We start from the raw sequence: 12,289 nt of genomic DNA on the forward strand, positions 1-12,289 counted from the left end.
CAGTAGATCAACATTTCTTATTGGATAAATGCTAAAAAATAAAAGTGAAGTATTTCGCATATGAAAGTATGTTTTATATGACAGGAGACGTTCCTTGTTTACAACTAAAAACACCTCACTTCAAGAAAGTGAGGTGTTTTTGAAATCACTTAATTTCTTATCCTGCCATTTTATTAATACTATCCTCTGGCGAAAATACGGAAATATGATCGACCTTACCAGTCGATTTTGGAATGACAAATTTCAATTCATACTGGTTATTTACTTTGTATACATATATTTTATCTTCACCATTCTCTTTAACTGAAGATGGTTTTCCTAATGCTTTTTCAATTTCTTGTAATGTAATCAATTTTAGTTCTGCATGATATGAGCGTACATCAAAAACTTGTGACCCTTTATTAAATCCGAAAACAACATTTTTATTTGTAAAATTTGCGTACATTCCATTCCCTGCATATTCGGTTTTATTTGCTTTCCCCCACGCTTTTTCAATTTCTTCAATATCCCCTGTATGGGCTCCAAATGGCACATTAGGTACCTTTCCTTCTTTTGCTAGTTCAAGCAAATCTTTAACGTGGTTAATTGATTTTTGATTAAGTGTTCTATCTTTCGAATCTTGCTCAGCTGATGGTTTTGTTGTTTTTTCATTACTTGGTTTTGCTTCAAGATTTTTCTTTTCTTCTGAAGAATTGCTTTGTTCATTTTTATGATTTTCCGAGGCTGGATTTGCTTCCTTTTTTTCGTCTGTCCCTTTACATGCTGCTAATGCAAATGTGCATGTAAAAGCAAGAAATAACATAACTATTTTGAAATATACTTTCATCATTTTTACCCCCTATTGTATTTTATTCATTTCGATAATCAACCGGATGCGAAGTATAGTATTAATTAAGGACTTCTAATTCTAAATCGTCACTTTCCCATAATTTTAAAAAACTTGGAATTATATTGTTAATCATCGTATTCATCTCCTTCTTTAAACCTTCTCTTCTCGATGATAATATCCTCTATCTATAACTTAAAACATGCTGTCACAACAGCTCCTTGAAACAAAAAAACCAGTAGGAAGTGATTACTCTTTTCCTACTGGTTGAAATGAAATTAAACGGTAAATCTTAGCTTCTTAAAAAATGTAGCGATAGTGTTTTTTACTGTTTCAAAATTATAAGCAAACGTGTTATCTCCACTTAATGATGAAATACATGTTAAACCTGCAGCTTTAATAAAAGCTTTTACATCTACAAGCATAGAATTAGCCTCCAAGAATTTAATTACAATCATTATAACAGGTGTTTTACGACGCTAACATGAAAGTAATAAATAAATTTCTATTATTAATTTATCCCGCTATTTGCCGGGCAGTAAGATCCCCACCTCAAAATTCAGCGGAAACAAAGAAGTTAGGTGGGGGCCCTGCTGCCCGTAAAAGCTAAATTGGTGAGAACTGATAATCAGTGGGAATGAACAAAACCCCCACTGATTAAAATTTCACCTTATTTAGCTTACAGTACACCATTTCAATGTCATATAAAAAAGCTGCCCAAAAAGAGCAGCTTCAAATATGTATATTACACTTCAATTGATTTACCATCTTCAACAATATGATAAAGTAAATGCGCTAAATGATGAATTGGACCGTATTCTTCCTCTTCCTCATCTGTTTCGCCTTGGAATTCAAGATCGTTTAAGTATAGTGCTAAAAATTGATAGTATAGTTTTAAATCAAATCCGTAGCATGCAGTTGGTTCTTCATGATCCCCTTCATATTGTAACATTAAGTATTGATCATTTCCTTCTGCATCTTCTGCATCAAAGAATACGAAGAAGCCAACGTTTGTATCTAAATCAAATAAATGACGAGTACCTTTTTCAGTTGCTTTATTGAAGTCCTCTTCACTTAATTTATGTACTGTTGTCGCTTTTGCATTATCTTCTTGATGGAAATTTACTGTAAATGATTTCAATGCTGACACCTCCTGATTGTATAATACTAGCATAACATATAAAAAGGACTGCTTACAAATGTAAACAGTCCTTACATTCATTTTCGCATTGCTCGTAATAAGAAGCTTACGATGAAAATTAAAATGATCGCACCGATTAAAGCTGGAATAATTGCATATCCCCCAATGACTGGACCAAAACTACCAAGTAATTTCGAACCAACCCAAGAACCGATAATACCAGCAATAATATTACCAATTACACCACCAGGTACGTCCTTTCCAGTAATTAAGCTCGCAAGCCATCCTAATATACCACCGACGATTAAAGACCAAATCATATAATAACCTCCTTTACATTTCACCAATCAAAATATAATTAGAAACAATTGCTTACCATTAGTTATGTGACATTTTTCATAAGTTATTCATGTTGTTCAACTTTAAGATTTTTGAGAATAATACACACAGATTAAACCTTTTTTTGAACTAACGATTTATCCGACTTGTTATTACACACATTAAGAACAATCTAGCTTCAATATTGTTCGCATAAACTCTTCTTTAAAAGCTGCATAGTTAAAACCAACAGCAATTCTTTGAATCGGCCGATCATCAAACCTTGTTGGCTCAGCTATTTTTCTAAAGTCTGCTACACTTTGGCCCCTAGTCACATCATTTGTCGTACTAATCCACACTGCCGATTTTTTATATTCGAAAATACTGTCATTTATAAACGAGATAAACGGTAGTAAATCGTGTATAGGACTTCCACCAATACCCGGATATTCTTTTTTATAGAAATTCTCATAATAAAAATCAATCATTGGTTTAATGAGTTTCGCCTGTCCAGTTCCTTGTTTATCTATTATTTTGGCCATTTCAGGCGTAATAAGCGCGCCCTGTGTTACATTTAACGGGTATATGCTAGCGTTTTTCGCATATTTCATAACAATATTTGCTGCAATTGGATCACCATAAAAATTCGCTTCAGATACTGGTGTAACATTACCTGGAAATAGGAAAGCGCCGCCCATTATATAATACGAACAAATACGATCCATTATATTTGGATACAATAAAAATAACGTAGCAAGCGTCGTTAGTCTCCCTGTCGCCACAATTATAATATCTTCTGGACAAGGTTCGATTAATTTGATTAATTCACAAAAATTTTCTCGTTTACAAATTCTCATCTCAGGTGGAATAATAGGACCTAAACCGTGATCCCCGTGGATTTCAGGGAAAAACAAAGGCTCTTCAGCTGTCATCGGTCTACTCGCACCTTCAATAATTTTCACTTGTGTAGCATAGTACCTTTCTAAAAAATAAACATTTTCCGTAACGATATCTCGTGATACATTCCCGTACTCAGCAACAATACCTAGAATATCTAATTTACATGTTTTATTTGCATAAATTAACGCTACGGCGTCATCAATACCAAAGTCTCCAAAAAAGATAATTTTCTTATTAACTATTCTCACCCCTCTTCAGCATAATCTACTATTATTATTATGTGAAAAAGACAAGGCGGTGAAACAGCGCAAACTAAAAAAGTCGCCTATTTATTGGCGACTTCAATCTTTTTATAAGACAAATATGCAAGTACATTTTTACTTGAATCGTATTTCGGGTTATTTCCTTTTCTCGGCTCTCTCATATGTGTCTTTTCAAATCCAGGAATGTCTGGCATTTTCCCCATAAATTCAAGTATTTCTTCCTCAGTACCTTCAATGCGTACACGAATCATTATAACTATTCCTCAATTCTCAGTTTCTCTGTACTAAGTATATCGTACTTCAGAAAGACTGCAACACATTTATCTTTTTAACGTTGTACTTTTTTTACATATAAACATAGCCATTTCAGTATAGAACGATTCTACTTTATTATTTTTAAATTGAATATTAAAATATCCCTTCATTTCGTTTGGTGCTTTCATCATACATTCTGTTAATTTTTCACGCTTTTGTAAAGGGACATCCATCATATTACACCACCAGTCAAAATCAAACTTCTTATCAAAAGTAAGACATGACTGCATTTGCAAACCGTTTTTTTCTAATAAAGTAAGCCATTCTGTCTTTTTTAGAGCTCGTTCATGACTTGGGTCTCGCTTTTTTTCTATAAAATTATAAAATGTATCATATTCATTATTTTCTGGCGAAACATTATCTATTAAGATGAATAATCCATTATCCTTCAATGTACGATTTACTTCATAAATAAATTGAGCCGGATTCGTAAAATGATGGGCTGCAATCCGGCATGTGATTGTATCAAAAAAATGGTCTGCAAATGGTAAATCCTCTGCGTTTCCTGCTACAAAAGATACATTTTCATGCCCATTCTGCTTTATAAAAACTTTTGCTTTTTCTAACATCTGTTCTGTTAAATCAAGTGCAACTACTTCTTCAAACATGGGTGCTAACATATTTGCCACATGTCCGCCACCAGTAGCAACATCAAGAAGACGATTATTATGACGAGACTCAACTTGTTGAACTACATATTGTAAATCCAGTCCTTTAGCATGTATTTTACTATTTACATATTTATCTGCATTACTGCCAAACTGTTTTTTCACAAGCTCTTCTTTACTCATATTATCATCTTCTTTCTATTGTTATTTACATATACGACTCATATAATTATTACAATTCTCTTCATGTATTTTCAAATCCTCTTTTCATCTCACTTCTCATCACGTTCCCTTATAATCAAAATAATATGATTATACGTTCTTCCATTAAACAAAAAAGGCTACGGGAACTTGCCCCCTAACCTGACTAAATATTTACTACATTTTTATTTCTTTATATATATCTATATAATATAAATCCTCTTTCAACTTCATAATAACATCTACTTCGTTATAAGTAGCCTCACGAGCATGTAAACCAAATTGATCCATACCAATCCATATCCACCCAGGTGTAAGATATAAAACATCTATATTAAAATAATCTAACTTAGTAAGCTCCGATGTAATAAATTTATCTTTATTAGCGATTTGTTTATCTATTAAACCATATTCTTTTCCATTTTCAAATAGCGATATAAATTTCCCTACAATCGGATGTTCACGAACAATAAAATGATATTCTTTTTCCTCTATATTTACCACAATCAAACGAGAAACAGATAAATCAGGCCCTGAATTCGACATATTTGTTTATTCACCTCCTTATATAGGCTTCTTAAATATGATAACAAATGAATATTCAAATTAAGTTAATATAATGTAAAAAATAAAAAAGCTGAATCCCCTTTAGAAATCAGCCTTTATAATTCGATCAACTTTATTCTTTTACAAATTATTATAATGTTTCTTTTTCCTCATCATTTCCGGAAACTAAATTTCCTATAGCATCCGCTGTTACTTCTACTACAAATTCACAAATACCTGCTACAACTTCTCCAATTACTTCATCCATCTTTTTACCCCCTTATTTTATGTAACTTATTTGTAGTATAGAAGAAATTAGCGAATGTAAACTATCGAAAAAGGTGACATAAACCTTACAGAATTGTAAGCTCTTTCATCCCTCTGCTTATCCCCTTTGAAACTCCAAGTATTTTTAGCAGACATATAGGCCATCATAAATATGAAGCAAGTAATAATCTAGTGTCAGGAGGCGTTTAATATGTATTACGTAAAATTAATTAAAGGTCAATCTTTCTACGCTTTTGACCATCGTTTCTTGGTGTCTGAAGAAGAAGAGGTTTCAGAGAAAATTTATAATTACTTACGACGTAATGAATTTTTTGAAGTACGTAAAGAAGAATACTCTGCTTAATTACAAAAAGCATTAAGAAAAATATCATCTTATTGTGATATATTCTTAATGCTTTTATGTGAATTTCTTCTTTTCAATAATTGTTGTTGACTCTATTAAATAATCTAGTATTTGTCCAAGCTAATTCTTCACTATTTTCATATTCTAGTATATGAGGAGGTGAAGAATATGACTCATATCATTGATTACCAAGCTACTCAACCTATTAGTAAAACTGGTGAAACAACTTTTGCAATCCCAGCTTCTCCAAATAAAGCAATTTTAGCAAATTTGAAATTGAGAATTTCAAGTAGAGATTCACGTAATAATCGAGTAGAATTAATCGCTACAATTGGTGTAGAAGGAATAACTGGGACTTCACAAGTTTTATTCCGAATTTTCCGTGATAATATTGAAATTTTTAATGCACAAGTAGGTATTGAATCTACAGATTCTGAACAATTTTACGTACAAACATTTCAAGCTATAGATCAAAACGTTAGCAGTGGAACACACGAATATTCATTAACTGTAGAAAACCTTACTAGTGGTGCTAGTGCAGAAGTTGTTGGTCCTCTATCTTTTAGCGCTTTAGCTATTGGACAAGAGCGTAAATGTTGCTAAGTGAATCTAATATTTAGTTTTGTACTTGAGAAAAGCGAGGCGTAGTTATACGTTCTTGCTTTTTTATATGTATCCTTACTTTCTATTAGCTTTAATCATAAAATTTTTACGTTTTGATTCACTTATTTCAGCACTTAACACATCAAATTTTTGACAAATCAAAAAGATTGAAATCCACTTATGAAACACGTAATATAGACTCTGACTCTAAAAAAGTTCGTATAAAAACACTGCATAAATAAGGAGGTTTTATATACGCGTTTTTCATTTTAAAAGACGGAGAGGTTTTATGTTATGTGGCGTAATAAAAACGTTTGGATTGTTTTAATTGGGGAGTTTATTGCAGGTCTAGGATTATGGCTTGGTATTCTTGGCAACCTTGAATTTATGCAAAAATATGTCCCTTCTGATTTCATGAAATCAGTTATATTATTTATCGGACTATTAGCCGGTGTTCTAGTTGGACCTATGGCTGGCCGTGTCATCGATCAGTATGAAAAGAAAAAAGTTCTTCTTTACGCTGGGTTTGGTCGAGTTTTAAGTGTTATTTTCATGTTTTTTGCTATTCAATTTGAAAGTATCGCATTTATGATTGCATTTATGGTTGCTCTTCAAATTTCAGCAGCATTTTATTTCCCTGCATTACAATCTGTAATTCCACTCATCGTACGTGAGCATGAGTTATTACAAATGAACGGTGTACATATGAATGTTGGTACAATTGCTCGTATTGCAGGTACTTCACTAGGTGGAATTCTTTTAGTTGTGATGAGTTTACAGTACATGTATGCCTTCTCAATGGCAGCATACGCCTTATTATTCCTCTCGACTTTCTTCCTACAATTCGAAGACAAGAAATCAACAACACCAAGTAAACAAGCTGCAAAAGATAATAGCTTTATGGAAGTATTTCGTATTTTAAAAGGAATTCCTATTGCTTTTACAGCACTTATATTAAGTATCATCCCTCTATTATTTATAGCTGGGTTTAATTTAATGGTTATTAACATTAGCGAAATGCAACATGATCCTACGATTAAAGGGTTCATATATACAATTGAAGGTGTCGCATTTATGATAGGTGCCTTCGTAATTAAACGTCTATCTGATCATTTCAAACCTGAAAAATTACTATATTTCTTCGCAGTTTGTACTGCTTTTGCACATCTGTCATTGTTCTTTAGCGATATAAAATGGATGGCTCTTACATCATTTGGGTTGTTTGGGTTTAGTGTTGGCTGCTTCTTCCCTATTATGTCGACGATTTTCCAAACGAAAGTGGAAAAAAGTTATCACGGTCGCCTCTTCTCATTCCGTAATATGTTTGAGAGGGTTATGTTCCAAATCGTCTTACTTGGCACAGGCTTCTTCTTAGATACAATTGGGTTACAATATATGGTTCTCATCTTCGGAGTCGTTTCATTATTGATTATTTCTATTTCCCTCTCTAAGCAGAAACATTATGAAAAACAGCATTCGCAATCTGCGAATTTATAAAATAAACAAAGAAGTATGGATCTAATATTGAATCCATACTTCTTTGTTTTATAATACGCCTATTTATTACGTTTATTGAAATTAAAGGAGTATCCTCCTTTAATTTCGAATAGATTATAAAAAGTACTCTTTATAAAAGGAGTGGTAAAATGTCTGGTGGCATCGAAGTATTTATTGTCCTGCTCTTTGCAATTGCTCTGTTTAGCATCCTAAACTTTTTAGCCATTTCCTTATCTGGACATAGTTTTAAAAAAAGAATCGTGGCAGGTTTCATATTTTTACTACTGACTCCCATTATCTTTTTGACTATCACAACATTTGCTTCTATATTCGATAAAGCAGGATTTGGCGCAGGTACGTTAGCCTTTATGATCGCAAGCGTATATATATTAAATGGAATAGTGCTTCTGCTTTCCTCTTTATTTATGCTCAAAAAAGACATAACATAGGCTATGGTACTAGCATGAATCTGACTTTACACTAGATTCATGCTTATTTAATTTCTCCTAAATTTTTATATGAAATTAAATAATTCTTTAAAAAAATTTAAACTTTATTTATTATAATATCCCTATCGTATTCGCACGTTTATTCAAATTTAAAAGAAAGGAGCACAAAATGAAAAAGGTTCTACTTACAATTCCTATACTAATCATTCTACTTAGTGGATGCAACAATAACGATATATACGGTTCTTGGGAAGTCGTTGACAATAAAAATGGTGAATGCCCTGTATATTATAAATTTGAAACAGTTGTCAAAAAAGAAAATAAAGAGGAAATTGTGCAAAATTTAGTAGAAATGCAAACAACAAAGAATAAAGACGATTTATATAAAGGCTCATTTGTCAAAAATTCTAATGTATATCACATTGATTATGGTAATTCATTTACATCGGACCAAACTTTAAAAGTTGCCGACGGTACACTAAATGTATACTTTTTGACAGCCGAAAAATTATGCACATATAAAAAGAAATGATTACATTTCAGAGGAGACGCAGAAAATATTTTCTGCGTTATTTCACTTTAGAAATCAGCCACAAAAATAGCCCTTGTTTTCGTATTCTTTTTCATTCAAAACATGAGAAATATACTTAATAAAAACTAGAGAATACCTTAAATTATATAAAATGAATCCTATAATAGACATTTCAATTAACACATCTACGCTATTTACATCGATACTTTTCAAAATAGGCTAATCCTTCCTCTAAATTTGTCAATCATTTTAATTTTCATAAAAAAATGATAAAATATAAACATGTGTTTTCAGAATAATTAAAAATGCAGAATGAAAGCACTGTTTTAGGAGGGGTTTTGATGACTTACACGTTAGCAACTAGAATGAAAGCATTCCAATCTTCTATATTTAGTGAATTAGGAGCCTATAAAAAAGAAAAAATTGCAGCAGGTCATAACATGATTGATTTGAGCATCGGAAATCCTGATATGCCGCCCGCTGATTTTGTAAGAGAAACAATGGTACATACAGCGAGTGAGAAAGAGAGCTACGGGTATACATTATCAGGTATTCAAGAATTTCACGAAGCTGTAACTGAATATTACAACAACACTCATAACGTGTTATTAAATGCGGATAAAGAAGTTTTATTATTAATGGGTTCACAAGACGGGCTCGTTCATTTACCTATGGTTTATGCAAATCCAGGTGATATTATATTAGTTCCTGATCCAGGATATACAGCTTATGAAACAGGTATTCAAATGGCTGGTGCAACATCTTACTACATGCCTTTAAAGAAAGAGAATGATTTCTTACCAGACTTAGAAGTCATCCCTGAAGAAATTGCCGATCAAGCGAAGATGATGATTTTAAACTTCCCAGGGAATCCCGTTCCAGCAATGGCTCATGAAGATTTCTTTAAAGAAGTAATCGCATTCGCGAAAAAGCATAATATTATCGTTGTCCATGATTTTGCTTATGCTGAATTTTATTTCGATGGTAATAAGCCAATTAGCTTCCTCTCTGTACCTGGTGCTAAAGAAGTTGGTGTAGAAATCAATTCTTTGTCAAAAAGTTATAGTTTAGCAGGTAGCCGTATTGGATATATGATTGGAAACGAAGAAATTGTTCGTGCACTTACTCAATTTAAATCTAATACCGATTACGGTGTATTTTTACCAATTCAAAAAGCGGCATCTGCAGCACTAAGAAATGGCGCTGCATTTTGTGAGAAAAACCGCAATATTTATCAAGAACGGAGAGATACTTTAGTCGATGGATTCCGAACATTTGGCTGGAATGTCGATAAGCCAGCTGGTAGTATGTTTGTCTGGGCAGAAATTCCACAAGGATGGACTTCTCTAGACTTCGCTTATGCATTAATGGATCGTGCGAATGTCGTTGTTACACCTGGTCATGCATTTGGACCTCACGGAGAAGGCTTCGTACGTATTGCACTCGTTCAAGATAAAGAAGTGTTGCAACAAGTTGTTGAAAACATTAGAAATAGCGGCATTTTCGTCCTTGAAAAAGTAAATGAATTAGTTAAAAATTAATTCCGGCTCCCCTGCTTAACTTTAGCAGGGGTATTATTAATTGGAGGTACTTTCATATGCATATTAAAGACACACTTCCCCATCGTTATCCATTTTTAATGATTGATAAAGTAACAAATGTAAAACAAGATGAATTCGTTACAGGATATAAACTCATTACAAATAACGAATGGTTTATAAATGATAGTCACAAACATATGCCTCATATGTTAATTGTAGAAGCACTTGCTCAGCTTAGTGCATTTGTACATACAAGTGATTCTGAAGGACTAGGATTCCTCTCCTCTTTAGATGGAGTTGAATTCCACGGAAAAGCATATCCCGGTGATAAACTTGATTTACATTATGAGCTAACGCGCAATCGCCGAGGTTTTGTTCTTGGTAAAGGTATTGCAACTGTAAACGACCAGCCTATTGTAACTATTGAAAAACTATTAATATATCAAGCAGATTAAAGTGTTCCTTATATCAGTTGGAAATATCTATTCTCAACCGATTAAGTAAATAGGAAAACATATTACGTAGTTAGGAGCAGGAAAATGGAACGTACTATCGGTATCGATGCTGGAGGCACATTAACGAAAATAGCTTATTTTAACAAAAAAAAGCTATTAACTTTTGAAAAATTTTATTCGCATGAACAACATAAAATAATAGATTGGATTAAAAACAACAATGGCATAAAACAAATATGTATTACGGGTGGTAAATCGAAACTATTACAGCAACTGCTTACAGGTTCATATAAAATAATAGAGCTAAGCGAATTTGAAGCTACTCTTGCAGGTGTCCAATTCATATTAAAAGAAGAACAACATACTATAAACAATTTTATTTTAACCAATATCGGTACAGGTACTTCTATCCATTATGTTTATAATGAACAATATATTCGCGCTGGTGGAACCGGAGTTGGCGGTGGGACTATTATGGGACTCTCAAAATTGTTAACAAATATAGATCATTTTGAAGATATAATACCTCTAACAAAAGTAGGATCTAGAAAAGAACTAGATATTACGGTTGGAGATATTTATGGTGGTATTCTTTCCCCTATCGATAATAACTTAACTGCTAGTAACTTCGGAAAAGCAGCCATTACAGAATCAAATAATAGTAGCTCCGATATACTAGCTACTGTACAAGGACTTGTCGGTGAAGTCGTTACTGCATTAAGCCTTCAATTCGCTGAAACAAAAAACATTGAACATATTATTTATATTGGTTCGACTTTATGTAATAACGTACAACTTCAACATATTATTAGTAGCTACACCGAATATCAAAATAAAACACCAATCTTTTTACAAGATGGTGGTAATAGCGGTGCAATTGGTGCATTACTTCATGCTACGAAATAAAAAGCTGACTTTTGTCAGCTTTTTAGAAATGGCACTTCAAATTCAATAATTGATTCCCCGTTCTCTCCAATTCGCTCCACGCTTATTCTATCAATCACACAATTTAACTTCCCATGAAAACTAGGAATCTCCTTCACTACTTCAGCAGCTAATTCGGCACTTTCTTTTCTTCCGACTGTTACATGCGGGATGTACGGAATGTCTTCTTTCAAAAATTGTAATAAAGGTCCTGTATATAGAATATTATGTAGTTCCTCTATTTGTTCTTTCCCCTTTTCAACTCGTAAAAACAAATATTCTCTTTCACTTGTAATTTGATTCGTAAATTCAATTTCTATATTCTGTATCGGTTTTGATACATTTATAATATGTAATTTCAGCTCATCATTTGAAATCGAACTTTCAAATGGGAATACAATTGTAATATGCGGTGAAATTAATCCAAATAAAGGATCATGTTTTTGCCTAATGTCCTCGATTTCGCTAATGAACATGTTGTTTAGAAAAAGTAAAATTGTACGCATTTTTATCCCCTCAACTTTTCCTCATTATAATAT

17 protein-coding genes are annotated in these 12,289 nt (G+C 32.7%); 8 read left to right on the plus strand and 9 right to left on the minus strand.

Translation table 11 applies throughout. The annotated features are described in order from the left end of the window. Nucleotides 1-157: 157 nt before the first annotated feature. The 8 genes from MR112_RS14350 to MR112_RS14385 all read right to left on the minus strand — a co-directional run bounded on the left by MR112_RS14350 (nt 158) and on the right by MR112_RS14385 (nt 5,118). Nucleotides 158-829, minus strand: a complete 672-nt coding sequence (locus MR112_RS14350) for a YjgB family protein (protein ID WP_242245063.1) — start codon at nt 827-829, stop codon at nt 158-160. A gap of 275 nt (nt 830-1,104) precedes the next feature. Further along, nucleotides 1,105-1,251, minus strand: a complete 147-nt coding sequence (locus MR112_RS14355; protein ID WP_000959548.1) for a hypothetical protein — start codon at nt 1,249-1,251, stop codon at nt 1,105-1,107. Between the two features lie 320 nt (nt 1,252-1,571). After that, nucleotides 1,572-1,967 carry a hypothetical protein gene (locus MR112_RS14360; protein WP_000834883.1) on the minus strand — a complete coding sequence of 132 codons (396 nt, stop codon included), beginning with the start codon at nt 1,965-1,967 and terminating at the stop codon, nt 1,572-1,574. Between the two features lie 77 nt (nt 1,968-2,044). Next, on the minus strand, nt 2,045-2,287 hold the full coding sequence (locus tag MR112_RS14365; RefSeq protein WP_000638306.1) for a GlsB/YeaQ/YmgE family stress response membrane protein: 243 nt from the start codon (nt 2,285-2,287) through the stop codon (nt 2,045-2,047). Nucleotides 2,288-2,467: 180 nt separating this feature from the next. Beyond that, complete coding sequence (locus MR112_RS14370; RefSeq protein WP_078187062.1) at nt 2,468-3,433, minus strand: nucleoside hydrolase; 966 nt, start codon at nt 3,431-3,433, stop codon at nt 2,468-2,470. A 77-nt stretch (nt 3,434-3,510) separates the two neighbouring features. Further along, a complete protein-coding gene (locus tag MR112_RS14375) occupies nt 3,511-3,699 on the minus strand; it encodes a YvzF family protein (RefSeq protein ID WP_078187061.1) in 189 nt (62 codons plus the stop codon). A 69-nt stretch (nt 3,700-3,768) separates the two neighbouring features. Then, nucleotides 3,769-4,554: a class I SAM-dependent methyltransferase gene (locus tag MR112_RS14380; RefSeq protein ID WP_075677168.1), complete on the minus strand. Its 786-nt coding sequence runs from the start codon at nt 4,552-4,554 to the stop codon at nt 3,769-3,771. A 195-nt stretch (nt 4,555-4,749) separates the two neighbouring features. Next, on the minus strand, nt 4,750-5,118 hold the full coding sequence (locus MR112_RS14385) for a hypothetical protein (RefSeq protein WP_046392820.1): 369 nt from the start codon (nt 5,116-5,118) through the stop codon (nt 4,750-4,752). A 478-nt stretch (nt 5,119-5,596) separates the two neighbouring features. On the opposite strand from MR112_RS14385, the gene MR112_RS14390 reads away from it, so the two are divergent. From MR112_RS14390 to coaW, 8 genes are all read left to right on the plus strand, one after another. Then, nucleotides 5,597-5,749: a YqbF domain-containing protein gene (locus tag MR112_RS14390; protein WP_000291905.1), complete on the plus strand. Its 153-nt coding sequence runs from the start codon at nt 5,597-5,599 to the stop codon at nt 5,747-5,749. Between the two features lie 168 nt (nt 5,750-5,917). Further along, complete coding sequence (gene exsC / locus MR112_RS14395; RefSeq protein WP_000148799.1) at nt 5,918-6,352, plus strand: exosporium protein ExsC; 435 nt, start codon at nt 5,918-5,920, stop codon at nt 6,350-6,352. A 294-nt stretch (nt 6,353-6,646) separates the two neighbouring features. Next, on the plus strand, nt 6,647-7,849 hold the full coding sequence (locus MR112_RS14400; protein WP_000269258.1) for an MFS transporter: 1,203 nt from the start codon (nt 6,647-6,649) through the stop codon (nt 7,847-7,849). 149 nt (nt 7,850-7,998) lie between these two features. After that, nucleotides 7,999-8,298 (plus strand): hypothetical protein, encoded by a 300-nt coding sequence (locus tag MR112_RS14405; RefSeq protein WP_078187059.1) that lies wholly within the window; start codon nt 7,999-8,001, stop codon nt 8,296-8,298. Between the two features lie 169 nt (nt 8,299-8,467). Further along, nucleotides 8,468-8,830: a hypothetical protein gene (locus MR112_RS14410; RefSeq protein ID WP_063245536.1), complete on the plus strand. Its 363-nt coding sequence runs from the start codon at nt 8,468-8,470 to the stop codon at nt 8,828-8,830. Between the two features lie 341 nt (nt 8,831-9,171). Continuing rightward, on the plus strand, nt 9,172-10,371 hold the full coding sequence (locus tag MR112_RS14415; protein ID WP_000222697.1) for an LL-diaminopimelate aminotransferase: 1,200 nt from the start codon (nt 9,172-9,174) through the stop codon (nt 10,369-10,371). 56 nt (nt 10,372-10,427) lie between these two features. Continuing rightward, nucleotides 10,428-10,826: a 3-hydroxyacyl-ACP dehydratase FabZ family protein gene (locus MR112_RS14420; RefSeq protein ID WP_000547649.1), complete on the plus strand. Its 399-nt coding sequence runs from the start codon at nt 10,428-10,430 to the stop codon at nt 10,824-10,826. Between the two features lie 84 nt (nt 10,827-10,910). After that, on the plus strand, nt 10,911-11,732 hold the full coding sequence (gene coaW / locus MR112_RS14425; protein WP_000442501.1) for a type II pantothenate kinase: 822 nt from the start codon (nt 10,911-10,913) through the stop codon (nt 11,730-11,732). A gap of 14 nt (nt 11,733-11,746) precedes the next feature. Here the strand turns inward: coaW and MR112_RS14430 are convergent, their stop codons facing one another. Continuing rightward, a complete protein-coding gene (locus tag MR112_RS14430; protein ID WP_001259199.1) occupies nt 11,747-12,256 on the minus strand; it encodes a 2'-5' RNA ligase family protein in 510 nt (169 codons plus the stop codon). Nucleotides 12,257-12,289: the final 33 nt, after the last annotated feature.

Source organism: Bacillus cereus group sp. BfR-BA-01330, from assembly GCF_022663885.1.
GTDB classification, from domain to species: Bacteria; Bacillota; Bacilli; order Bacillales; family Bacillaceae_G; genus Bacillus_A; species Bacillus_A cereus.